This window comes from Vibrio antiquarius (assembly GCF_000024825.1).
GTDB classification, from domain to species: Bacteria; Pseudomonadota; Gammaproteobacteria; order Enterobacterales; family Vibrionaceae; genus Vibrio; species Vibrio diabolicus.
In genome coordinates, this window is sequence record NC_013457.1 from 709383 (window position 1) to 734943 (window position 25561).

Genomic DNA, 25561 nt, shown 5'->3' on the forward strand with positions numbered 1-25561 from the left:
GCTTGGCAATTTACCTATACTATTTCTGACATAAAAAAGACAATTACGAGAAGCACAGCACATGGAAATAGCACAGTCATTACAACAAACTAAGTCATCCTACATTCGAGAGATCCTCGCAGCAGCGAGCGATAAGAACGTCATTTCTCTTGCGGGTGGCTTACCGGACGAAAAAACCTTCCCGATCGACTTAATGAAACCGACGCTCGAAAACCTCGCGAACATGCCAGAGGTGTTTCAATATGGCGCAACAGCAGGCTACGCACCGCTACTTAACTTTTTGACCGATTATTACCAGCTGCCAGAATCTCATTTGGCGATGATCACAACGGGTTCTCAGCAAGGGCTAGATTTGATTGCGCGTGCGTACGTGAATCCGGGCGATAAAGTGGTGATGGAAGCGCCAAGCTACCTTGGAGCCATGCAGGTATTTGGTTTAGTGCAAGCCAATATCGTGACCGTTTCGCAAACCGAGTGCGGCCCAAACCTTGAAGAACTCGAGCAATGCTTTGCCACGCAGCAACCAAAAATGTTCTACGCCGTGCCCGATTTTCACAACCCAACGGGCGTATGCTGGGCGCTAGAGACTCGCCAAAAAGTTGCCGAGCTTTGTATCCAATACGACGTTGCATTCATTGAAGACGCACCATACCGCGAGCTGCGTTTTTCTGGTGAAGCACTACCGCTGGTTTCGGATTTCTGCCCGCAGCACTCCATCGTGTTGCGTTCATTCTCCAAAATCGCCTCTCCAGGCTTGCGTATTGGTGTGGTAACGGGCAAACGCAGTTACCTTGAGCCACTCATCAAAATCAAACAAGGTGCCGATCTGCACTCTAGTATTCCTATGCAAGCTTTGCTGCATGGTCTACTGCAACATGACAACTTCGAAACGCACATTTCAACCATCTGTGCGCTTTACAAATCGCGTTACGATGTCATGTTTGCTGAGCTGCAAAAACAGCTGCCAGAAAGTTGCGTACTCAAACCTGTCGATGGTGGCATGTTTGTATGGGTCGAAATTCCAGAATGCGACACCTTCGAACTTGCGAAGACTCTTCTCGCAAACTGGGTTGCTGTGGTGCCTAGCCCGGTATTTTATCCGGAAGGTTCAAAGGTAAAAGCCGCTCTGCGTCTTAACTTTACCAATGCCACACCAGAAGAACTGACGACTGCTGTCACTCGACTTGCGGATGTACTCAACGCTTTGTAATTAAGCGCATGCGTTAGAATTTGCCTTTGAGATTCGAAAAAGTCTCAAAGGCAGCATCAAAAAAGTTCCCCAAAAAATTTTATATTTTTCTCTCAAATCAACTCTCTACAGTAAGTGCCTGTTTTCTCTTGATCCTCTCACTCATATAAAAATGAGAACCTAATCACGTATTTGATGGTTAGAAAAGTTACGTCTATCTTTCAAACAAAAGACATCAACTTCGCAGCATTAATGTTCTCAATTTCAGACACTTTACTCAGTCGTGGCTTAGCGATTGAGTAAACGACTAGAAAGCATCTGCGGGCATACCCACTACGAAGGATTGACCAGAACCATTCTGAATGTCGCGAGCCAGTCTTTTGATTGGCAATTACGTCAGTGAATCGCACCAAATGACAGAGGGGTTATCAGGATGAACACTCGAACCACGACAGGACTCGTCGCCACTGGCTGGTCCGTTATCTTTTCACTTTTTACCGCATTCGCCGCGTATGCGAATACGTCTCCAAACTGTAGTGATGTTTTAGCGGGCAACACAACTGCCGTATCGCAAAAAATGATGGTTTTACTGGGCGAAGACATCACTAAATCCAACCGCATCACCACGGTGATTCCGGCCGAAAACAATCCATTTGTAACCGAAGAATTGGTCTCGGTTTCCAATGACGTATCGCCCAATGGACGTTTGCCACAAAAGACATTGGAAGAGATCCGAAAAGTACGCTCAGATTTAGAAAAAGCCGCACAGGAAGTGAGTCGATTACAAGGTACTTTTGAAGTCGCATTTGTTAGCTTGATTGATGGTTACTGCCAGTTCTCGAACCACGAACTTACTCAGCATGCCAAAATCGACTTTGACCATTTGGAAGGTCTCACGTTGTATTCAATCCCCGCTTTGTTAGCAATGGTAGATCAATCTTACGCCATGGCAGAAAATAGAATTGCTAGCGAGCAGGAACAGTTAAGCAACATCGAGAAAGAACAACAGAGACAGAAACAGCAAGCCAGTGCTGCCGCAGCAGCTCGTTACCAAGACGGTAACGTGTTGGTGAAAGTCGAGAATTTTGATGGCTCTAATGTGACGTTTTCCGTCACTAACGTCGGTTCACAAGGTTCATTACAGCCAAACTTCAACACGTTTAATGCCTATCGCACCGAAAGCGGAGAGCTAGTGTATAAATCGGAGTCTTTGTTGAACTTAGCAGATACTGCGGGTAACACGTTTGAAACCATGGGGATCGCAGAGCTCTCATCACGAGGGGGAAACAACTTGTCAATCTCTCCGGGTGAAACCCGAAAATTCGTCACCAGTATCGCTTCAGAAGTCGCACCACACACACAGTTAAGCTTGGAGTTCCCGGCCAAAGTATTAAATACCGAACAGGACTTCACGCTGTCGTTTTCTGACACGACGGCAGTGGCTACAGCGAACGTAAATTAACTGAAAAGCGCTCATCACAACGCGCACAGACGTAAACTTGTTGTTTGGCAACAAGCTCAAAGACAGGCACATTTCGCCTGTCTTTTCTTTCGGAAAAGTAAAATTATGGCTGTTTGCACTTATAAGCATTAGCAAACATGGTAACCGATGTGGAGAAGTCCAACGGCTCATATAAATACAATGTATCTGCGCCTAAATCTGCCGCTTTGATGCGCATTTGATTTAACGTACCCCAAACCATGTCTTTATCTGCGTGCAGCCAATAATCATAAAAGTGCCCTTCCGAGCCAATTACCATTCCCATTAACTCGCAGTTTTCAATCGCATTCACGTTGTCCCAAAGCACTTGGACTTGCTCAGATTCTTGGGTCGGGAACGTCACACATCCCGTCAATGATGCCGCTAACGCAAGACACATCACTCGCTTTTTCATAGTCATATCGCCTAAAAATTATTTAGATGGCGGATTTTATGAATTGCTTATGTGATGACCAACAAAATATTTCTATCGCCCCTTTAAATAGAAATAATGGAAGCGCAGAAAACTCTAAAGGCAGCGTATACCGCTAGTAATTACATGGTATCTAAGATAAAACAGTAGCGATAATATACGGATGAGGGATAGAGTTTGGTTTCTAAAAATAAGCTAATTCGCTATACGGCTACGGAAGTCGCTGATGCATTTGAAAAAGAAGATGAGCTCATTAAACAAGTTCAGTCCAACCAACTCTCGCAAGTGCTATTACTTTGGCAAGTAAAAAGCCCGACGCTCGTGCTTCCCGCAGGTAAAAAGTGGCCTATTTCTAACGAGTTAGAACATGCGTTAAATGCGTCTGGCTGGAAACTCTTTTCCCGTAAAACTGGTGGTGCCCCCGTCCCTCAAGTACCGGGTATTATTAATCTATCCCACATCTATCACTGGCCAGACGGTGAGCCTTACGACATCAAGAAAGCGTATCTCGATTTGTGTGCGATTTTGACAGTTTTCTTTGAGCAACTGGGCGTGAAAATAGATGTCCATGCTACGCCTTATTCCTACTGCGATGGCGAGTACAACCTCAACATTGGCGGGCAAAAAGTCGTGGGAACCGCGCAGCGTGTTTTACTGAAAAAAGGCGGTGGGCAAGTGGTGTTATCACAAGCATGCATTCTGATTGATGCCGACGTTGAAAAGATTGTCGCACCGGTAAAATTGTGTAATCAACTTTGCGGTCACAACGATGATATTCGTGGTGATGTCCACACACCGCTCTTCCATCATATATCCGACCGTCCGTCAGTAGATTCACTCTTTCAGCGACTGACTAGCGCGTTTTTAATGCATGCTAAAGGCGACTAAAGGCGCGTTAACAACCAAAAAAGAAAAGGAGCTTTCGCTCCTTTCCTACTCAATCAACCAACGTTAAAAGCGAACTTCCACTTCGACCCCTTCAATCCATCGACTTTTTTCCAACGGCTCATCAAAGCTCAGTGTGACTTTTAAATAGGCTGGCTGACCTTCAAATGGGCTTTGAAGTTCTGAAGGCAATTTGTTCACAACCTCAACTGGCTTCGATACCGTCGCTCTAAACTTTCGACCATCAGGAAATACGACTTTTGCTTTGGTTTCCATATTACTGTATTCGAGGTATTTAGGATTTAGAAAAGCCGTAATTTCAGGTGTCACGTTGCGAGCAATCGTGAGCAATGGCGTATTTTCCGATACATTTTGCCCCTCATGCACATGAATATCGAGTACACGACCGTCCATAGGAGAACGGAAGGTGAGATCTTCTTGTTGAGCACGCTTTACTACCAGCTCACGCATTAAAGAACGATACTCTTGTGTCACTGGACCAGCCAACTCTAACTCTTCCAAGTTACGCATCGCATCCACATAAGCAATTTTCTGACTGCTTAACTGATTACTCAGTGAGTTATTCACACTCACAATAGCGGCGTAATCCACCTCAGACACTTGCCCTTTCTTTCTGTAAAGGTCGTATTTTTTCTGAATATCACGGACCTTCTTCAAGCCTTCGGCTGAGCTTTCAATAGCACTTTTGTATAGCTCATCAGTACTTTGCACCTGATTTTTAGACAGTTTCACCAGCTCATCTTTAATGAAATCAATCTCTTTATTCAACGCGTTATCTTTTAACAACAGCAGCGCTTGATCCTGAGTCACTTCCGTACCGACATTCACAGGCACTGGCCCAACAATGGCAGAGCGAGTTGCCGTCACCGTAAGTGGATGTGACGTGATTATGGCAGGCGCCGTCACTAACACTTGCGTTCTAAACAAATAATAAGCCATAAACAAAAGCGGACTGATTACAATCGCTAAAATCAAGTACCAACGGAGACGATAACCGCCACGCTTTGCCTGTCCGTAGACGACTTTCATCCCGTTCTCAGACTGCGGCTTGTTTTTCTTATCTAAGTGAAAGTTAACTTTCATACTAAAACTTTTTACCTCGCTTCAATACCCACCAAGGTGCCATACTCGATTCTTCATGACTTCTCCTCACAACTTCATTAACCATTGAGAAAGCGGTAATCAGACGCATGAAAAACTGGTAGACAGGGTAAAGAAATAACCATTTCGCTGACTTCAAATCCTCTGTTTTTCTCTCTGATACAAGCCCAATGTAGACAACAAAAATCAGAGCAGATAAGAAGAGGTAGACAAAATAGAGCATTAGCATCAACGCCAATACAAATTTAATTGGATAGACAATCACCATGTACACGCTAAATATCACCACAAGCAGCGGCAATAAAACGTTTTGAATCACGCCATAAGCCAAAGTGAATAAGAAGTTTCCCCAACCAAGTAACCGTGGAGACAACCCTTCATTGTGTTTACGCAAAAACAAAAACAATAAATCGCCATCCCAACGCAGCCGCTGCAATACCAAACCTTTCAACGTATCTGGCACATCAGTATGGCCGATGGAGTGCGTCGAAAAGGCCAATTTATTATCAGGGTAACGACGTTTGTATTGCTTCAAGCGCATGGTTAAGTCGAGATCTTCTGCAGTATGCGTATCCCAGCCCCCCACTTGCTTAAGCAGGTTCTTCCGAAACGCTCCGAATGCGCCAGAAATGTTATTGAGAACACCCCATGTCGCCATCCCCGTTTTACCAGCTTGCATCGACAGCATGTACTCCAAGGATTGCATTTTGGTCAACAAGTTGGCGTTATGGTTGCGAACTCTTAACGCACCACCGCTCGCAATCACATTTTTATCCGCAAACTGTTTCATCATGGTGAAGACCATGTCGTTATCGAATGACGTATCTCCATCCACGTTAATGACGATTTCACCACTAGCCATTGATAAGCCGGCATTCAGTGTTGAAACCCGACCTCCTCGTTGCCATTTTGGCAACACGCGCACTTTACGATTACGAACGCCTGCATGCCTTTTCTCACCATTTAACGCGGCTTGATAAGTATCTTGGTTTTGTACCGCCCCATCAACCACAGCAAGTACTTCAATATGACCTGGGTAAACTTGCTCAACTAACGTATCGATAGTGATCCCAATCGCATCGCCTTCACCATAACAAGTAATAACGAAACTCACTGAAGGAAACCGCTTTAATTCTGGGTCTTCTTGCGCATATGACCAACGAAATATCCCTGTTAGCACCAGCAAATATAGAGGTAGCTCGATAATGATCATGACGGGAAACAGCAATAGCCATAACTCTTCATTGTGAAGTAGCATGCCTCGAAGATAGTCGAGCAGAACGAGACTATCTTGCAGCATAAATCTCACCCATCAGCGATTCCATCCAAACAGAAACACCGTCTTCAATGATCGGATCGGGCAGGTCCCAAGCAAAGACATCCAACTCAAACTCTTCGTCTTCAACAAGCTCACCCAGATCCGATAATTTTTGCTGTAAAATGGACAGGCTCGCGTTGGTCGTATTTGGCATTAGGACAAGCAACACATCCTGTTTGTACTGACAACAGATATCGGTATCTCTAAACAAGCCGCTAAGACGACGCGTCAGTTGATCCATCAATGAGAACAATTTTGCATCGCCATATTGCTTACCGTATTCATCGATCGTCGGTAAATGCAGTCCAAGTAGAAGGTGCTGATCTTTGTGTCTCAGCGCGACTTTATTTAACCATGCAAGCAAATTTTGGAAAAAGCTGACTTCCACTTTGCCTTTAATCGATAACTCAGGAGCTTGAATGGACTTGCCGTGTTGGAAAATGTATTCACCCACTTCACCAAGTCGATATTGATAAATTTTCCGGACAACAAGCTCTTCGACTTTGATCTTTGAGTCACAACTTAAACATTGACTGATCGTCGCCGCTTCAACAAATAAACTGGAGCAACTATTACAAACGTGGTTTTCAAGCGGGCGATCATAATCAACGCCGATATGGCGCAGCTGGGTCAAACATTTAGGGCACTCAAGCTTTCCACGGCGCTGAAAGCTGTGTTGTTCACCAACATGGCCACAAGTGAAACAGTGCAAAGAGCTTTGAGAATCGATATCGATGCTGCTGCAATCCGGGCACACCTCTACATAATTCAAGTGTCCGCTGTTGCAATGAGAACAAACACGAATTCTATCGATCAGTACTTCCGCTTCTAATACTCCGCGACCTTGCTCTGAGAGCACGTATCGATAAGTCGAATAAATATCAGGAAACAACATATCGATGATTGGGTACGAATAAACCGACATAGACTCTAAACTTTTTAAAGCAGTCACTCTTCGCTGACGATTGACCCCAAGCCAACCAATCAAAGGGTCTAACACTTCCGGTTCATCAATGGCATCGAGCTTATTTTGAATAGATCGCCAAATTTTTATTGATTCTCTAGCTTCAAAGACACCGTCGGTAACGCATCGAGAATAAGGGGTTTCCACAGTGACATAAACCGCCCAAGACCAACGCCCTTTCTCCTGATAAAACGCTTTCAGCGCGGTATCTATTTGGTGTGGATCTTGATAAGCAATACACACCATGCCACCGAGTCCCGTTGCCACCTCATCAATATGATTAACCAAAACCATATCTTCAGCTAACTCACTAACAGGCTGTTCACCAACCCAGTAAAAATTGTTATTTATTGACGACATTTTATTAGTTCTCACAACCACAAAATTAATTCATAACATCAGAAATATAGAACTTGCAGTAACAAAGCACTCTAGGTAGACAAGCCTTGCCACCGTTAAATACAACAATAGAACAAATATTTAGAGAGCTTTAACTCAGGCAGTAAAAGCAGAAAGATCTCTGAATAAAGTGTGAAGGAGGCCGTGAGTAGAGAAATCGGATAGCAAAACGCATAGTACAACCTTTTGTTAGCAAGCTGGGATAATAGTGCGATTTGATGCAGAATGAGATCCTTGCATTCACATCAAGCTCATTGTTTTATATCAGTCGATTCCTTTCTGCTCAGCATTTAACCATACCGACATGTATCAAATCTGAGACTTGGTAATACTTTACTAACTAATTTCCATTAAAATTGAGTGGCAAAACACTGAATAACATTCAATCATTCTGATCATTTATCAAACAAGTATTTTTAAGCCGTTTGAGTGATTAATAATCACCATTTGTCTCGCTGTTTTTTCCGAAAGAACACGTAACACATTCAAACTACAGAATGAATCTACGTCACTTTTCTATGCTCTTTTTTGTTCAAAAAAGAAATGAGATCCAGTTCAAATATTTATCCATAACAGAATTAGTTGAAGCCAGCGCGTAAAAGCCTCAGAATGTCGCACTTTTCGTACCGATTTGTTTTCGGCGCGTTGTTATCTAACTCTACAATTGAGAATCATACATATGGGTTTTACCTCTTTAGGTCTATCTGCTCCAATCCTTAAAGCTATTCAAGAAAAAGGCTACGACACCCCTTCGCCAATTCAGGCAAAAGCAATTCCTGCTATTTTGGAAGGGAAAGACGTAATGGCAGCAGCGCAGACTGGTACAGGTAAAACTGCAGGCTTTACGCTACCGATTCTTGAGCGTTTATCGAACGGCTCTCGCGTTCGTGCTAACCAAGTTCGAGCACTTATCCTGACGCCAACGCGTGAACTTGCAGCTCAGGTGCAAGAAAACGTGTTTATGTACGGCCGTCACCTTCCACTAAGCAGTGCAGTTGTTTTTGGTGGTGTGAAGATCAACCCGCAAATGCAGCGTCTTCGCAAAGGTGCGGATGTGCTGGTAGCAACACCAGGCCGCCTGATGGATTTGTACAACCAAAATGCAGTGAAGTTCGACCAACTGGAAGTGCTAGTACTGGACGAAGCAGACCGCATGCTGGATATGGGCTTTATCCGCGATATTCGCAAAATCCTAGCCCTGCTACCAAAACAACGTCAGAACCTACTTTTCTCGGCGACTTTCTCGGATGAAATCCGCGACCTTGCGAAAGGTTTGGTGAACAACCCGGTTGAGATTTCCGTTAACCCGGCAAACTCGACGGCGAGAACGGTTGAGCAAAGCATCTACCCAGCAGACGTGAAGAAGAAAGCACCGATGTTGGTTAAATTGATCAAAGACGGCGATTGGAAGCAAGTGCTGGTGTTTACGAAAACGAAACACGGCGCAAACCGTCTGGCGAAGTTCCTGATCGAACAAAACCTACCGGCTGCTGCCATCCACGGCAACAAGAGCCAAGGCGCGCGTACTAAAGCACTGGCGGATTTTAAATCGGGTGAAATTCGTGTGTTGGTCGCGACGGACATTGCTGCGCGCGGTATCGATATTCCTCAATTACCACAAGTGGTGAACTTTGAGCTACCTAAAGTGGCAGAAGACTACGTTCACCGTATTGGTCGTACTGGCCGCGCGGGCGAAGTAGGTAAAGCGATTTCACTCGTGTGTGCGCTAGAAGCATCTGAGTTGTTTGCGATTGAACGTTTGATTCAAGAAGTGCTACCACGTAAAGAGTTGGAAGGTTTTGCGCCAACCAATGTAGTGCCAGAATCTAAACTGGATACTCGACCAATCAAACCAAAAAAACCTAAGAAGCCGAAAAAACCAAAAGCGCCAAATGCTGCGGGTGAAAACGCTCCAGCAACCGAAAAGAAAGCAGGCAATGGTGCAAACAAACCTAAACGTCGCTTCAACGGTGGTAACAACGGCAACAAAAACAGCACCAATCAAGGTGGTGCGGGCAAGCCTAAAAGCAACAGTGAAGGCCAAGGTCGTACAAACAGTAAACCAGATGACCGTAAACCTAACGGCAACAAGCCAAATGGCAATAAACCGAATGGAAATAAACCAAACGGTAGTAAGAGTGGCAACGCTGGTAAACCGTCAGGTAACCGCAAGCCAAACAATGCTAAGCCTGCAGGAAACAAACCGTCAGGTCAGCGCCGTAAGCCTCGTCCGCAAACTGCAAACTAACCTGTAAACGGCCTCCGATAGCAAATACAACAAAGCCGCTGATAATCTCAGCGGCTTTGTTTTTCTTAGAACACAGTTTTTAGAACGCAGCTTTGTTAAAACAGCCTACATTAAAGGTGTGATTCGAATATCTGCGATTTGCGCTTCGTTCTTTTCACCCTCAATACCACCAGCGTAGATGTAGGTTTCATTCGATGTGAGGTAACTCATATTGAAGTGGTCCTTCAGCGCGATCTGATAGGTTTTCCCCTGCTCCAACGCCACTTCAATTGGCGTTGAGTAACGCATACCTTGGTTTTCACCAATATGGCCCATCTGCAAGTAACCTTGACCAACCACTTTACCTGCATCATCCAATACCTCTAACAATTTCACGGTGTTCGTAATGCCGGTATTAAGTTGTCCTAGGTTATTGTTGTACCAAGCATCGAACTGGTAAGTGCCCGTTACAGGAGCTGTAAACGACTCTGCACCCTTTACGATGCCACTGTCTTTGCTCACCGTAACCACTGAGACATTGTCTTTGAGTGGCTGATATTCGCCATCAAGTTTGATGCGGATCTCTTCACCGACACAAGCCGGTTGGCTTGGGTTAGAACGGAAGCCTTTATCGTTAATGCTTTCAGCCAAATAACAAGCAAAACCTGTTGGCGTATCGGAATAAGATTGAGCAATCACGTTCTTTTGAATCAGCTCGCCATTGCGATACAAGTTCACGTTGTACTTGCTCGTCACGTCAATCGAAACCGAATTATCAACGCTTGTTACCACCAATGTTGGCTCTTGCGGAGAATAAACGCGGCTGTCTTCACTCACATACGGTTTCACACCAGAAACTAAAGTAATGCTGCTATCTACATTCACAAGCGCGCCCATTGTCACGTGGAAATGCCCCTCTTCGTCCATCGTGACATTTTCAACTGGGTAGTAGCCTGTTTCATCTTTGCTTACTTCAGGCAAGTCAATCGTTACCGAGTAGTTTTTTCCTTTGAAGGCAAAGTTTTCCAACGTGATTTGTTCAGACTGAGCCAACAAGTTATTGCGCACCCAACTTGTGATAAATGGCTTCACTTCCAACTTACCTGTTTCGGTATGGATGCCAAATAGGGTCTCTACCACCATGTTCAAGTAGCCACCCACAGACCAAAGCTGACGCTGAGAGTTAATCACTGGGCCATCCAAGCTCGGATCTTCGCCATGATCACTATGGATGATGAATGACTTACCAGAAAGCCACTCTAAGTTTTCCATGTTGGATAAATTAGTCGCTGTACCACGAACCAACGATTGAATGGCATTGTTCGCCGCAGCCACGTTTTGTGTTTGATGCGCGGCGCGCAAGCTGTACGCGGTAACAAATGGCCAAATTGCGCGGTTATGGTACACAGGCACGTCTGGTTGTTGAGGGAAATAAACCGGCACGCCAAACTCACTGTGTGGGTAATTGGCCATGATTTGTTTCGCCTGCGCATCACTTGCCACGCCACTGATGATCGCCAACGCTTCACCCAGCATGTCGTATTTGTCGACCGCGATATCTTTGCCATTATCAAACAAATAACTTACGTACATACCGCGTTCGGCATTCCAAAACTGCTCGTTGATAGCGGTTTTTAACTGCTCAGCCCATTCAGTGTATTTGACCGCGTTAGTTGAATCGTACTTCTCTGCCAACTTAGCCGCGAGCTGAATTGCACGGTAGTGAACCACGTTTGTCGATAACGCTTTGCTGCTACCAATCGCATTGACATCGTTTGGCGTCCACATTGAATACGTTTGCTCACGCCAATCAAGGAATGACTGCTCACCAGTGTATAAACCAGATTTCGCATCAAAAGCCGCCAGGCGATCGGCTTCAAGTGTATTGCTGATAGCGTTATATGCGCGCTCAGCAAACTGGTTGTACTCTTCTCCATCCAATGCCGAAAGTAAGCGTTCTGCACCAAGCGCCCAAGTCGTGCGGTCGGTACTGATTGGCCAGCTGCCGCCAGTGCCCGTGTCTTGCACAATCTGCTCGCCATCGTATTTCTGATCGGTCGTGTCGCGGAAAGCGGACAATTTGAAATTCAAACCATTTTGCACGCGAGTTGGATTCATCAATGCAAGCGAAAGGTCTGCTGCGTACGCCAAATCACGCGTCCACACGTAATGCCACTTCGCGCCCGTCTCAAAAACTTCCGCTTTGATTGGGTTGTTGTAGTTGTAATTGCCGTCTTTGATTTCAGAAACAGCAAGCTGGTCTAGCTCTTTCATCGTCAACGCAAACAACGCGTCAAACGCGACATCACCCGACACCACTCGCGGCCCTGTTTGTTCATTAATCACTAAGCCTTGGTCGAGCGCATCACGCAATTCTGTCGTCGTTGAAATACCAAATTCACGCTGCTTGGCTTTTGGGTCTTTCACCGAGAAAATCACGGTATCACTCGAGTCATCGTAATTGGCGAACAGTTTCACTTCTTTACTCTGATGCCCTTCATGCACCATTGCAGGGTCGAGAATCGCATCAGAGTAGTATTTTTCCGCTTCTTCTTGCGTTGCTTTTGTCACAGTCATTGTCGCGCGACTTTCATCGGCAAAGCTCACAGAAAACTTGTAATACCCTTTGTCTTCAAACGTGATCTCAGAGTTACAATCATCGTTCATACACGCTTCATTCGTGTCTGGTTTTGGCAGGTACTCCTGAGCTTTATCGAACGCCGCGGGCTCCTCAAAATAGGTGTATTGGATCTGCCAACCCGGATCAGCAATCTTGAACTGATTGCTACCTCGAGCGACGCGCAGTACGGTTTCGTACTCGTTATTACCCAAATAGTTTAGCTTGGCATGCTCTGCCGTGCCCCAATCCCCATTTAAACCACGTAAATATAAGTCGGCTGAAATAATTGGTTTGTCGACCGGCACAGGCGCATCAGAAGAATCTGATCCACATCCAGCAAGACCAATACAAGACGCGACAGCAAGCGCAATAAAACTCGGTTTCATGTTCATCCCTTAGATTGTTGTTTTGGCGACAGTCTAAAGAACACCCTTTTGAGGGGAAAATAGGAAGTCAGGAGCGAGCTATAGATAACATCTATACGTCAAACCCCAACAGTGATGTAGATCTATGAAATGCGCATAATTTCAATCAAATGAGATTACAGATTTGTGATTTATAAATGAAATTGTGCAAAATACCCCTCATTCTTAGAGGGGAAAGAAAATGGACAAATCTCTGCAGCAATTTTTACTGGTTGCACGCTGCCAAAGCATCAGCGCTGCGGCAAGAATGGCAGGGTTAAGCCAGCCAACGGTAACAAGCAATTTAAAGAAGCTGGAAGAGAATCTCGGCGTGACGCTGTTTGAACGTCATCCTAATGGCATGGTGTTGACCGAATACGGACGCATCCTCTATCGCCATAGCAACGCGATGCAGCATGAATACAACCAAATGATGCAAAGCATTGATGAACGGAAACAGTACCAAGTCGGAAAAATTAAAATGGGTACTGGCGATGCGTGGTGGCCGCTGTTCGTCAAACAAGCACTCAATGACCATCTGACCAAGCAGCCATCGGCATCTACGCACGTCGAATTTGGCAACCACTTAGGCTTGATGGATTCATTAATCAACGAACAGATTGAATTCTTCATCGGCCACGAGATTGTCGGCTTGTCGTCTAAATGCGATGTTACGTTTATTCCTTTATTTCAAACGGTTGATGCCTATTTTGTTTCCCCAAGCCATCCACTGCTAGGGAAAACCGTCACCGAAGAGATGCTGCACGAATACCCCGCTCTTTCAGTCACTTATGACGCTAAGAAATTCGCTCACGTCATCGATAACCCAATCCCGAAACAAAATGAACGCGAAAGGCAGCAACTGGATGACAGACCGACTTACGAAGTGGATTCTCTGCTCGCCAGTATTGATGTACTGAAAGAAAGCGTCGCGGTGATGTCTTATACCGGCCACCTGAAACCGTATTTGGAATCCTTTGGCTTACGATGCTTAACCATGGAAAACGAACCAAACCCTGGCACCGTAGGGATTTATCGCCACCGCCGAGAAACCTCGGAATCGCATCTAGATCTGGTTGCTGGTATCACTCAGCGCGCTAAATTGCTCAACTAGAAAGTCCAAAAACAGGCGAACTCTTTTCGGTTGATATTGGCGGCTTTGATAAATGACATGCAGATCTGCTTCAGCGCCTTGCGAAAAGGCGCTGAAGTTTTTCATATACCCATCCAAAACCGTTACTAAACGTTGTTGTTTGAGGTCTTGCTGAATATCTAAAATCGATTTCAACGCAATCCCCGCACCGTCCAACGCCCATTGTCGAATCACTTCACCATCATCAGAAAAGCGCTTTGGCGTGACCGTGATCGTTTGGTGAGACTCTTCATCTTTAAAGTGCCACGTTTTTAATTCTTCATTGCTGCGCACCATGGCTAAGCTGCGATGGTCCACGAGATCTTGAGGACAGTTTGGGACACCTTGCTTCGCCAAGTAATCAGGTGACGCGCACAGCACGCGTTGACTCGACGCCAGCTTGCGCGAAATGAGATTGCTGTCCGCTAACTCGCCGTAACGAATCACTAAATCGAGCCCCGATTCAGCCAAGTTCGACAAATTGTCATTAAGATAAAGATAAGGCGTCACATCCGGATATTGCTCAGAAAAAGCCGACACCATCGGCGAAATAATTTGTTTGCCAATATCTCGTGGAGCTGAAATTTTCAACGTTCCGCGCACTTCCGAAATACCCGTTTGAAGTAAGTTTTCCGTCTCTTTCACGCTATCAATGATGTTCAGACAAGCTTGATGGTACATTGCCCCTGCGTCCGTGAGTGATACATGGCGTGTGCTTCGGTTGAGCAGCTTTACGCCATAGCGTTCTTCTATCGCTTGCAACCTTGCCGTTACCGTCGCCGGAGATAAACCTAACTCCCTTCCCGCCGCCGCCAGACCTTGATGTTTAACGATGCTGACAAACAACGTCATATCCGAAAACTTATCCATCTTCGCACCCTTATTATTTGGAAAAACTGAATAATCAATTCAGATATTACCCAATTATCAAATTAAGTCGAATCCATATACTGACCCTATCGACATTGTTTAGACCCAGAACGTTATGTGACAGGGAAAAGTTAAACGCCGTAACGCTGTTCAACGCACAACAACACGCCCTGCCCAGCCAAGAGATAGGAAACAAAAAATGAAACTGTACATTTATGAACATTGCCCCTTCAGCGCCCGCGTCCGTTTTGTTGCAGGCATGCTGAATATTCAGCTCGACGTCATCAACATTGCTTATGACGACGAGATCACCACCGCAAACATCATCGGCGCAAAACAAGTTCCTCTTTTGATCAAAGACGATGGTGAAGCCATGGCGGAAAGCTTAGACATCATCAACTACTTCCTTGAATTGGCATCTTCCAACGAAAGCAGCCAACCCTCAACACCGGTTTTAGACTGGCAAAAACAAGCGTTTTTACCGCTACAAAAAGTCGGGTATCCGCGTTGGTCAAACATGACGTTACCGGAATTTGCAACAGAAACCGCTAAACAAGCATGGCGTGCAAAAAAGGAAACCGAAGCGTTAAATTTTGAAGCTTTGATTAACGATACACCTGCGATTGCGAAAGAAGTCGCCGCTTTGATAGAACAAACCAAACCTTTGCTCAACCTAAGTTCAGAAAAGCAAACGTCACTGGTTGATCAAGCCATTATGTTTTCCATTCTACGCGGCTTTTTCAGTGCGTCCGAAGTGCAATGGGATCCAGCCGTACTTCACTGGATGGCAACCGCTCGTAAAGCGACCAACGTGCCAGTACTTATCTGAGGAGCGCAACATGAAACAAAGACCAAATAAGCTGTTTGAACCAGCTCAACTGAAAGCGTTGTCACTACAAAACCGTATTGTCATGGCACCAATGACTCGCGCACGCACCACTCAGCCGGGCAACATCCCGAATGAGATGATGGCAACGTATTATCAACAGCGCGCTTCTGCCGGACTGATCATTTCCGAAGCCACACAAATTTCGGACGATTCTCAAGGCTACTCGTTCACCCCTGGCGTTTACACCGATGCGCAAGTGGCGGGCTGGCAGGGTGTGACCCAAGCGGTCAAATCACAAGGCGCAGCGATGTTTTGTCAGCTATGGCATGTGGGCAGAGTGTCTCACCCAACATTCCAAAATGGTGAACAGCCTATCGCGCCATCTGCGCTCGCTCCGGTAGAGACGCAAGTTTGGATTGCGGATGAACAAGGCAACGGCAATATGGTCGACTGTGTTGAGCCACGCGCCATGACACAAGCGGATATCAACCGAGTTGTCGGTGATTTCGCGAACGCAGCCAAACGCGCCATTGAATCGGGTTTTGATGGTGTAGAAATCCACGGCGGGAATGGGTATCTGATCGATCAGTTCTTAAGAACCAACTCGAACCATCGAACAGACAACTACGGCGGTCCACGAGAAAATCGTATCCGTTTTCTTATCGAAGTAGTGGATGCAGTTATCGCCGCTGTTGGTGCGCATCGAGTTGGAGTGAGATTGGCACCATTCATTACGTTTAAAGATATGGACTGCCCAGATATCGTGCCAACGATCTTAGAAGCATCAAAGCAACTACAGGAGCGCGACATTGCCTACTTACACTTGTCCGAGGCCGATTGGGCCGATGCTCCAACGATTCCTGAGGCGTTTCGAGTCGAACTTAGAAAGCGCTTTCGCAACGCTATTATTGTTGCAGGTCGCTACGATCCTCAACGAGCAAACGAAGTATTAGAGAAAGGCTACGCGGATCTTGTCGCATTCGGACGGCCATTCGTAGCAAACCCAGACTTAGTCTCTCGCTTGCAACATCACCATCCGTTGGCAGAACTCGATGGCTCAACGTTGTTTGGCGGAAACGAACGAGGCTACACCGATTACCCTGCTCTGCAACAGAAATGCGCAGAACAGGCCTAACAAAAAAAGCCCCAACCTAGCTGCTACGGTTGGGGCTGTCACCAAACTAAAATGTTTTTTGGCTGGCTTAAGCTGGCTAAGAGTTAAATCACTTCTAACGCGCCGCGGCGCCATGGTTCGATAACGACTTTGATGTGATCATTTGGCGTCATTAACTGTCTAAACGCATCTTCCACACCATCGATTCCCACTTTGGCGGTAAGCATTTTCTGCCAAGGCAACTTGTGTTCGGCAATAGCTTGAAGGCATTGCTCAAACTCTTGCGGTTGGTAGTAGTAAGAGAATCTCAAATCGAGCTCTTTTACCGTCGCGTACGCGTAGTTAATGGTTGCTGGAGCCGTATGAATGCCTGATACAACGATTCGTGCTCGAGCAGGAGCACGGCGCATGAAATCATCAATTAAAGTATGTTTGCCAACACACTCATAAATGACCAAACGTGAATTCATTGCATACTGTGCCCCGACGGCGATCTCGTCTTCCTTGGTCGGATTGATCAATCTATTTGCGCCAAACTCGCTGGCAAGTTGCAGCTTCTCTTCCTGAAGATCGACCGCAAGAATGTTGCTCACACCTCGTTGTTTCAGTGCAGCAATCACCGCCAGCCCTATAGGGCCGCAACCGACAACTAGCGCTGTGTCTTCCGTTTCGATTTCACTGCGATTGACCGCATGCAAACCGACCGCCAGCGGCTCGGTTAACGCTGCCGCTTCAGACGGCATTTCGTCGGGCACTGGCAGTAGGAGCGCTTCATCAAGTAGGAAATACTCAGAGTAAGCGCCGTAAGTACCCGGAGTGACACCAACGCCTGCGCCATTTTGGCTGAGCAACATCGGCACAGAGGTGACTCGGCTACTGACAGGCAACGTTTGCTGCGTGTCAGCGCCGTATTCGACAATTTCCGCACAGAACTCATGTCCCAACATCACTTGAGCGTGCTCACCTACTTCATCAGGCATCAATCCAAGCTGGTGGAATACATCAAATACTTCATCGGCGTGTCGAGTAATGTGTAGGTCGGAGCCACAAATCCCACAGGCAAGGCTGCGAACCAACACTTGTCCTGCTGCGGGCTGGGGTATTTCGACTTGCTGCAGGCGGACACGGCCATCCAGCATTACGATACTGTTCATCTGTTGCATGAGATTACTCCGCAAGATCATCACTCAGGCCAGCAATCGCACCCGGCTTGATGTAGCGTGCAGTAAAACCTTGCGCATTGGCAGCGGCAACCACCACTTGCTCAATCCAACCTGCGTCCATGATGTTGAGAAAGTTACCCTCTTCGTCAAAGTTAATGTTCGCACCTTGGATCACCATAAAGCCATCTGCACCACCCGACTCTTCTGGACAATGGAAGGTATGAATCGAACCACCTGGCTCATATAAATAGCTACCTGCGGTTTGAACTTGGTCTGGGTATTCAATGTAGTGCCAAGCACCGCTTAGGGTATAGAAGTGCACCACACCAGTGTGGAAGTGCTTAGGTAGAGTCACGCCCGGTTTGAACTTGGCGCGAATCACCCACGTACCATTTTCTGGGTCAAGAAACAGCGGGTAAACATCAACACCCGGTAGCGCGTCTTTGATGATCGACTCTTCATTCGTATTAAGAGTTAATAGGAAATCTTGATGCTGAATAACTTCTGGTAATGACATAACTTACATCCTCACTATTGCTGTAATGTGGCGTGCTCGCCTATCCCATGAGTGGGTACTTAAAATTCTCGAAACCGTCAGATGCGCTGATGGTGCAACCGTTGATACAGTTGGCTTTCTCGCTAACCAAAAATGCCACCACGTTGGCGATCTCTTCTGGTTGCGTGAAGTTTTGACGCATCTGTTCTTTGCGGATGTGGTTCCACAAGCCAATCTCTTCGTATTGCCTTAACATTGGAGTATCAACGCGTCCCGGAGCGACCGCGCACACACGAATATCCAGAGGCGCTAACTCTAGAGCGGCGCATTTGGTCATCATATCGACTGCGGCTTTGCTGACGTTGTAGGTAAACGTCATCTCGGAGGCCATTTGGGCGTAAACGGAAGAGGTATTGAGGATCACGCCCGGTGTCCCTTGCGCTTGGAATTGTCGTGCAGCGGCGAGAATTCCATAGTAAACGCCGTTTTGATTGACTTTAGAGATAGGCTCAAAGTCGGCGATAGGATCATGTTCAAGCAGAGGTTTCGGTGCGCCGATGCCTGCATTGTTGACCATGATGTCAAGTGAGCCAAATTGTTCGACCGCGTACTTCACCATGGCTTCGACTTGTTGGTAATCGGTGACGTCCACAACAAAGGTTTCCAACTGCTTAGAGCCAAAACTTGCGTACATTTGCAGTGATTGCTCTGAAATATCGACAGCAAGCACTTTGGCTCCTTGCTCTCTTAGCTTTGCAATAATAGCTTGCCCAATTCCACCCGCAGCGCCAGTCACGATGGCAGTTTTATTGATAAGTTCCATACAGCTTCTCATCCATGCGTTGTTGTTATCGAAATGTAACTTAGATCAACTCACTGGCACTCACTTGACCTTTTGCGAAGTAAATTTGATATATTGCGATTTACAACCTGTTAACATTTAAAAATCGAGACATGTATATCGTACGAAGTGGCGCTGCCGATAAATTTGATAGCTTGGTTTCAGAATTAGGTCAGAATCCGCAAGAGATAATGGCCGCTGTTGGCCTGTCTGCCGCGCAGTTTCGCGATCCCGATACCTATCTCGCCTACCCTAGGTTGGCTGAATTACTGGAAGAAGCGGCTGCTCGTTGTAAGCAACCGTTGTTTGGTGCGTTACTCGCCGAGCGCCAAAACCTGCAAAGTTTAGGCGATTTGCCGATGCTGGTTTCTCGTGCTGAAACGGTCGGTAATGCATTGGCGCGGGTGAATGATTATCTCTATTTGCATTCGTCAGGCGTTACTCTCAACATGACGCCACAAGATGATTGGGTACGATTGTCGCTCAATATTGATGTGAATAGTGACCGCGGTATTGCGCAGTTGATGCAGCTCAGTGTGTCACACTTAGCCATGTTTATCGCCAGTTTGCTCGATATTGAAGCAAGCCACTTCGCGCTACATTTGACTCAACACGCAACCTTGGAAGTAGAGCAAAGCAAGTTTGCCCAACAGAACAAACTGCGTTTCGGTGATAAGTTTGACGGTATCCTACTTAAAGCGAGTCTGCTTAACGCTAAGGACCACCAAGACGAAGACGCACTGGATCGCCACTTTCAACAGCACCTCAAGTATTTACAAACCCGCTATCCTAACAATCTGAGTGATCAAGCAGCGAATATGATTGGTCGTTTGTTGTCGACGGGAGAATGCAGCGTGGAGCGCGTTGCAAGAGCATTAGACCTGCACCCAAGAATGCTGCAAAGCAAGTTAAAACAACAGGAAACAAGTTATCGACAGTTGTTACAACAAGTACGACAGGATTTTGCCGAGCAGCGTTTAAGTGAAAATATTCAGAGTATTACCGATATCGCGTTGCAACTGGGCTATGCAGAAACTGCGGTATTCAGCCGCCACTTTCGCAGTTGGACAGGAAAGTCGCCTAGCCAATGGAGACTGGAGAACAGAATAAGTTGAACCAGTTTGAGAGCATAGATTAAAAAGCCGCTGATATTCAGCGGCTTTGAGCGTTTAGTCGATACTATCGAAACGCTAAATCACGTAAGAAAAGTGAAATCGAAGGGAAGAAAATCAGCATCACAGAGACCAAAAGCAAGATGAACACAAACGGTGGCGTGCCGCGAATCACTTCTACATAAGGGCGTTTAAACACGGCAATTGCGGTAAAGATGTCGCAGCCAAATGGTGGTGTTGCAGAACCTATCGCAGCTTGCAAGGTCACGATGGTGCCGACCAGTACTGGGTCAATGCCAGAGGACTTAATCACAGGTGCAAAGATAGGGATCAAAATCAGCATCACTACGATTGGATCAACGAACATACAACCAATAAAGAACGCAATTGAAATAACGACCAGTAACTCGGTCTGCGAAAGATCATTAATCCCGATCATGCCCAACAATTCTTGCGGGATCTGGGCAAATGAAATTACCCAAGAAAAAGCAGCCCCTGCTGCGACTAAGATAAATACCACCGCGGTAACCATGCCCGTAGAAAGCGCGATTTCGCCAAGCTCCTTCCATTTCACTTTACGGAAGATAACCATTTCTAATAACACAGCGTACAACACCGAAACCGACGCCGCTTCGGTAGGGCTAAATACTCCAGCATAAATACCGCCAACAGTAATGATCGGAAAACCAAATGGTAAAACCGCTTTACGTATTGTGGTCCAACGCTCTTTCCAGCTGGCTCGCGGGGCATTTTCTACAGAGCTTTTGCCTGCATAAAAATAACAGTAGGCAGAAAACATCAATAAAATCACGATCGCCGGTCCAATACCAGCAATAAACAGCTCAGCAACCGATGTTCCAGACACCACACCATAGATGATCATACCGATACTCGGTGGAATAAGGAGCGCTAAGTCAGAGGCGTTAATAATCAAAGCCAGAGCAAAACTGTCTTTGTAACCATACTCCAACATTTTCGGTCGCATAATAGAGCCAACAGAAACAACGGTGGCTTGTGTAGACCCCGATACCGCACCAAACATCGCACAGCTAAGCGATGAGGTGATCGCCAGACCGCCACGAACGTGCCCAACAAACGCCATTGCGACATCTAGCAAGCGCGTTGCTGCCACGCCTCGGGTTATAATTTCTGCCGCGAGAATAAACATAGGCACAGCGATCAACGCAGCGGGTTTGATGCCAGCAAGCATTTGCTGGATCATAAAATCTGGCCCCAAGCCAAGAAAAACAATAAATCCCAACATGGTCGCCGCTAATAGCGGTACCAACATCGGAAATCCAAAAGCCAACAACGTGATCATCGTTGCTACAAGAGCGGTCGTCATAGCGCTTTCTCCTGCTTAGTGGCAGAGCCGATGCCATCTGGTCGAGATGAGCGTGAAAGCTTTGTCAGCATTATGAAACGTTTGATATGGCGACTACCCACACGCGCGAACTGAACCGTGCTAAAGAAAAGGCCAATCGGTGCGATTAAGTACACCCAACTCAAAGGTACTTGCATTGCAGGAGAAAGACGCCCCATTTGGCTCACCTTGCCAATGTATTGCCACGAATACCAAGTTAGCACCGCCACCAATGCGGCGGTGAGTAAATAAATAATGCCGTTGGCTAAAGTTTGTATACGCTTTGGAAGCATATCGGTAAATGCCGTCATACGGATATGGCGAGATTGGCGGGCAGCATAACTGCAACCAATAAACGTGACGGCAATAATGAGGAAATAATTGAGTTCTTCTGAAAAGTAGATGCTTTGGCTAAAGAGGTAGCGCCCTAACACGTTAGCAATTGAGTTCAACGCAATAAGAAGCACCGAGCCAATGAGCAGTGCCGCCTCCGCTTTCTGTATATATTTATCTAGCCACTGAAAAATCCCTTTCATCCGCGCTGCTCCTGATCAACAAAAATGTTAATGAAACGTTATCTTTTTCATGACAATCAAGTCAATCAGGTGAATAAGAAAGATTTTCTGAACTTGGCGCTTTCGCAGAAAAAATTGGTCAGAGCATACTGCTCAGACCAAAAAGTGAGAGGTTGGAGGGTTTGTATCGAGAATTTCTGCAATCACAGATAACCCATGCTTAATGTAACCTCGATTAGTCTCTGCTCCCAAACTGATTCGCACGTAAGGCATTGGCTGATTAGTATCGAGAACAAAAGGTTTATACCCCGTGATCTGCACCCCAGAACGCTTAGCCGAAGCGACCAGATCATCACTGCTCCACTGCTCGGGTAACCTCAACCAAATGTGCTGACCATTAGGGTGTGAGCTATAAACATGCCCTTCTAAGGTGGCTTTTGCTATTCGCTGGCGCTTGGCAAATTCATTGACTTGAAATCGAACAAGTCGATTTAATGTACCGTTTTCGATCCACAAATGAGCGACTTCAAACGGTAACGGGGTCGCAGACCAACTCGTCGCAGCTAAACGGCCAATCGCATGCTGCAAAAAATGACGTGGGACCGTTAAATAGCCCGTACGCATACCTGGCGCTACGACTTTGGTTAAACTGGTGACATAAAAAGCCTGCTCGGGTAACAGTGCGGCGAGAGGTGGGACACGATTGGGCTCTAGTGCCCCATACACGTCATCTTCAATCACGTAGATCTCATACTGCTTTGCAATATTTGCTATCGCCTCTCGGCGCGAAATATCCATATGCGCACTATTCGGATTGGCCATGCTCGGTGTGCAACACAGCGCCTTGATTGGTTTGTGTTTACATGCCCATTCAAATGCATCCGGAGTGATACCAAACCCATCCATCTCAAGCGGCTGTAACTTAAATCCAAGCATTCTCGAGCGAGAGATCAAGCCATGATCGACTAAGTGGCCACAAGCGACTAAATCACTGTGTTCAACAACGGTGCTTAAAGCCAAGGTCAAGCCATGGCATGCACCATTTGTGAGTAATATTTGATCGGTACCAACGTCTAACCCTTGGCTACTGAGAAATCGCGCTCCGGACTCAATATGATGAGGCTGACCTGTTACTGGCTTTGCTTTACTGATCAAACTGCGATTGTTTGTTTGCCCAGCAATTTCCATTAACGCCTGATTAAAAAGCGTAATGTGGCGATCGGTTACTACCGGATGAGCGATCGACATATCAATTTCATCCGGCGTTTCTTTCATCTCTTGCGTCAGCATGAACTCCGTGTCCGTGCTTTCATCCACAAAGCCTGATTTTACAAACGTACCGTTTCCCACCCAAGACTCGAGCGCACCTTTTTTCTCTGCATAACCATATGCATGACTGACGGTTTGTACGCTCACGCCAATTTGCTCCGCAAACTCACGATGTGTGGGTAGTCGAGTACCGGGTTTTAGGTAACCACTGCGGACACATTCGACAAGATAATTGCCAATGGAGATGTACTTAGCGGTGCCTGGGCGAATGATCGGGTTCAAAGAAATTGTCATGACACAATATTTTAATTGATTCATTTTTAATGCTCATTGTAACTTCAATTTAACAAATGGCGAGTTTTTAGCCATCAAATGCGGTGTAATGCACAAAAATGAGCCACAATTGTAATGATTGACATGAGAAATATAGATTCAACAAACATGTTAAATGGCATCGTTTAATCCAAACCCAGCCGCAGTGGTGAGTTGCAATAGTTTTTAAACGCAGGTCTGGCTGACCTGGTGGAAGGTAGAAATACCTCAACGTCTCCGAAGGCCCATAAGGCGTCGGATTTTTAACAAGGAGAAAATATGAGAGGCGTTGCTTTGCATTTTACACTGGATGAATTCCAGGACCGATTAACAAAAGTTCGGCAGTCGATGGAAGAGCGAGAGCTGGATGTCCTTATCATTCACGATCCCTCTAACATGGCATGGCTGACAGGTTATGACGGTTGGTCTTTTTATGTCCCACAATGTGTCGTTGTAGGATCATCTGGCGAGCCTGTTTGGTTTGGGCGCTGCCAAGATGCCAATGGGGCATACAGAACTGCGTATATGTCGGCAGAAAATATCACCTACTACCCAGACCATTATGTAATGAACCCACCATTGCACCCAATGGATTTTCTGGTAGAAGCGGTACTCGCCCCGCGTCTTTGGGATCGCGGCCGTATCGGTGTGGAAAAAGATAACTATTACTTTAGTGCCACCGCTTACGAGTCACTCACCACGCACTTACCGAATGCTCAACTTCTCGATGCAACCGGGCTAGTCAATTGGTGTCGCGCCGTTAAATCTGATCAAGAACTGGCTTATATGTACCGCGCAGCTCGCATTGTTGAAAACATGCATCGTGTCGCGTTCGATATGATCGAGCCAGGATTGCCGAAACATCACCTTGTCGCCGAGATTAACCGCCAAGCAGTACTTGGGCATGAAGATCACTTTGGCGATTACACCGCGATCGTACCGCTTTTGCCATCTGGTTCTGATGCTTCTGCACCTCACCTAACGTGGGATGATAGACCTTTCAAAAAAGGCGAAGGTACTTTTTTCGAAATCGCTGGGGCGCATCGCCGTTACCATTGCCCACTCTCTCGCACTATTTTTCTTGGGGAACCAGACGACAAATTCAAACGTGCAGATGAAGCATTAACTTTAGGTCTCGAAGCAGGCTTAGAAGTCGCAAGACCAGGCAATACTTGCGCCGACATCGCCAACGCATTGAACCAAGTCCTCGATAAAGCAGGATTCTCACGTGAAGGCGCCCGCTGTGGTTACCCAATTGGTCTGAGCTACCCTCCTGACTGGGGCGAACGAACCATGAGCTTGCGAGACACCGATAAAACCGTATTAAAAGAAGGCATGACATTCCACTTTATGCCGGGGCTATGGTTTGAAGATTGGGGGTTAGAAACCACCGAAAGCATTGTGATCACCCGTGATGGTGCAAAAACACTGTGTGATTTTCCACGCCACTTATTTGTTAAACACTAATTTTTCAAACCGTAAGTTCTGTTGAACTAGGCTTAAG

At 46.3% G+C, this 25561-nt stretch carries 21 protein-coding genes; 9 read left to right on the top strand and 12 right to left on the bottom strand.

The genetic code is table 11. The features are described from left to right. The first annotated feature begins 61 nt into the window (after positions 1–61). Positions 62–1210, top strand: coding sequence for an aminotransferase-like domain-containing protein (locus VEA_RS18045; RefSeq protein WP_006741414.1), 1149 nt, complete (start codon positions 62–64; stop codon positions 1208–1210). 412 nt (positions 1211–1622) lie between these two features. Beyond that, positions 1623–2651, top strand: coding sequence for a hypothetical protein (locus VEA_RS18050; RefSeq protein WP_006741413.1), 1029 nt, complete (start codon positions 1623–1625; stop codon positions 2649–2651). A 103-nt stretch (positions 2652–2754) separates the two neighbouring features. Here VEA_RS18050 and VEA_RS18055 read toward each other — a convergent pair whose 3' ends face one another. Beyond that, positions 2755–3084: a DUF4156 domain-containing protein gene (locus VEA_RS18055; protein WP_006741412.1), complete on the bottom strand. Its 330-nt coding sequence runs from the start codon at positions 3082–3084 to the stop codon at positions 2755–2757. Between the two features lie 195 nt (positions 3085–3279). Between VEA_RS18055 and VEA_RS18060 the strand changes: the two genes are divergently transcribed. After that, complete coding sequence (locus tag VEA_RS18060; protein WP_006741411.1) at positions 3280–3990, top strand: lipoate--protein ligase family protein; 711 nt, start codon at positions 3280–3282, stop codon at positions 3988–3990. 63 nt (positions 3991–4053) lie between these two features. Here VEA_RS18060 and VEA_RS18065 read toward each other — a convergent pair whose 3' ends face one another. From VEA_RS18065 to VEA_RS18075, 3 genes are read right to left on the bottom strand one after another with little or no spacing between them, the layout of a single operon-like run. After that, positions 4054–5091: an HlyD family secretion protein gene (locus VEA_RS18065; protein WP_006741410.1), complete on the bottom strand. Its 1038-nt coding sequence runs from the start codon at positions 5089–5091 to the stop codon at positions 4054–4056. A gap of 1 nt (position 5092) precedes the next feature. Next, positions 5093–6409, bottom strand: coding sequence for a glycosyltransferase family 2 protein (locus VEA_RS18070; protein WP_041853091.1), 1317 nt, complete (start codon positions 6407–6409; stop codon positions 5093–5095). Continuing rightward, the gene (locus VEA_RS18075; protein ID WP_006741408.1) at positions 6396–7751 is read right to left on the bottom strand and encodes a TackOD1 domain-containing metal-binding protein; all 1356 of its coding nucleotides are present in this window, start codon (positions 7749–7751) and stop codon (positions 6396–6398) included. Before VEA_RS18075 ends, VEA_RS18070 begins: the two co-directional genes overlap by 14 nt. Before the next feature lie 718 nt (positions 7752–8469). Between VEA_RS18075 and VEA_RS18080 the strand changes: the two genes are divergently transcribed. Further along, positions 8470–10038 carry a DEAD/DEAH box helicase gene (locus VEA_RS18080; RefSeq protein WP_006741407.1) on the top strand — a complete coding sequence of 523 codons (1569 nt, stop codon included), beginning with the start codon at positions 8470–8472 and terminating at the stop codon, positions 10036–10038. 105 nt (positions 10039–10143) lie between these two features. Here VEA_RS18080 and VEA_RS18085 read toward each other — a convergent pair whose 3' ends face one another. Then, the gene (locus VEA_RS18085; RefSeq protein WP_006741406.1) at positions 10144–13023 is read right to left on the bottom strand and encodes an MGH1-like glycoside hydrolase domain-containing protein; all 2880 of its coding nucleotides are present in this window, start codon (positions 13021–13023) and stop codon (positions 10144–10146) included. A 220-nt stretch (positions 13024–13243) separates the two neighbouring features. Between VEA_RS18085 and VEA_RS18090 the strand changes: the two genes are divergently transcribed. After that, positions 13244–14155 (top strand): LysR family transcriptional regulator, encoded by a 912-nt coding sequence (locus VEA_RS18090; RefSeq protein ID WP_006741405.1) that lies wholly within the window; start codon positions 13244–13246, stop codon positions 14153–14155. Here the strand turns inward: VEA_RS18090 and VEA_RS18095 are convergent. Beyond that, on the bottom strand, positions 14108–15043 hold the full coding sequence (locus tag VEA_RS18095) for a LysR family transcriptional regulator (protein ID WP_006741404.1): 936 nt from the start codon (positions 15041–15043) through the stop codon (positions 14108–14110). The genes VEA_RS18090 and VEA_RS18095 overlap by 48 nt on opposite strands. Before the next feature lie 199 nt (positions 15044–15242). Here VEA_RS18095 and grxB point away from each other — a divergent pair, with 199 nt between their 5' ends. Next, positions 15243–15872: a glutaredoxin 2 gene (gene grxB, locus VEA_RS18100; RefSeq protein WP_006741403.1), complete on the top strand. Its 630-nt coding sequence runs from the start codon at positions 15243–15245 to the stop codon at positions 15870–15872. 10 nt (positions 15873–15882) lie between these two features. Beyond that, a complete protein-coding gene (locus VEA_RS18105; protein ID WP_006741402.1) occupies positions 15883–17007 on the top strand; it encodes an alkene reductase in 1125 nt (374 codons plus the stop codon). A gap of 83 nt (positions 17008–17090) precedes the next feature. On the opposite strand, the gene VEA_RS18110 is transcribed toward VEA_RS18105, so the two are convergent. Genes VEA_RS18110 through VEA_RS18120 form a run of 3 tightly spaced genes read right to left on the bottom strand, consistent with a single transcriptional unit; the run spans position 17091 to position 19468 of the window. Beyond that, complete coding sequence (locus tag VEA_RS18110; RefSeq protein WP_006741401.1) at positions 17091–18149, bottom strand: zinc-binding dehydrogenase; 1059 nt, start codon at positions 18147–18149, stop codon at positions 17091–17093. A 4-nt stretch (positions 18150–18153) separates the two neighbouring features. Continuing rightward, positions 18154–18666: a 2,4'-dihydroxyacetophenone dioxygenase family protein gene (locus tag VEA_RS18115; RefSeq protein WP_006741400.1), complete on the bottom strand. Its 513-nt coding sequence runs from the start codon at positions 18664–18666 to the stop codon at positions 18154–18156. A gap of 40 nt (positions 18667–18706) precedes the next feature. Continuing rightward, the gene (locus VEA_RS18120; protein ID WP_006741399.1) at positions 18707–19468 is read right to left on the bottom strand and encodes an SDR family NAD(P)-dependent oxidoreductase; all 762 of its coding nucleotides are present in this window, start codon (positions 19466–19468) and stop codon (positions 18707–18709) included. Positions 19469–19599: 131 nt separating this feature from the next. Between VEA_RS18120 and VEA_RS18125 the strand changes: the two genes are divergently transcribed. Then, a complete protein-coding gene (locus VEA_RS18125; protein ID WP_006741398.1) occupies positions 19600–20601 on the top strand; it encodes an AraC family transcriptional regulator in 1002 nt (333 codons plus the stop codon). A gap of 64 nt (positions 20602–20665) precedes the next feature. Here VEA_RS18125 and VEA_RS18130 read toward each other — a convergent pair whose 3' ends face one another. The 3 genes from VEA_RS18130 to ehuR form a co-directional block, all read right to left on the bottom strand. After that, positions 20666–21943 (bottom strand): TRAP transporter large permease, encoded by a 1278-nt coding sequence (locus tag VEA_RS18130; protein ID WP_005392736.1) that lies wholly within the window; start codon positions 21941–21943, stop codon positions 20666–20668. Further along, positions 21940–22497, bottom strand: coding sequence for a TRAP transporter small permease (locus tag VEA_RS18135; protein ID WP_006741397.1), 558 nt, complete (start codon positions 22495–22497; stop codon positions 21940–21942). Before VEA_RS18135 ends, VEA_RS18130 begins: the two co-directional genes overlap by 4 nt. A 132-nt stretch (positions 22498–22629) precedes the next feature. After that, positions 22630–24063, bottom strand: a complete 1434-nt coding sequence (gene ehuR, locus VEA_RS18140; RefSeq protein WP_006741396.1) for a MocR-like ectoine utilization transcription factor EhuR — start codon at positions 24061–24063, stop codon at positions 22630–22632. Between the two features lie 273 nt (positions 24064–24336). Here ehuR and doeA point away from each other — a divergent pair, with 273 nt between their 5' ends. Further along, positions 24337–25524 carry an ectoine hydrolase DoeA gene (doeA, locus tag VEA_RS18145; RefSeq protein ID WP_005392731.1) on the top strand — a complete coding sequence of 396 codons (1188 nt, stop codon included), beginning with the start codon at positions 24337–24339 and terminating at the stop codon, positions 25522–25524. The last annotated feature ends 37 nt before the right edge of the window (positions 25525–25561 follow it).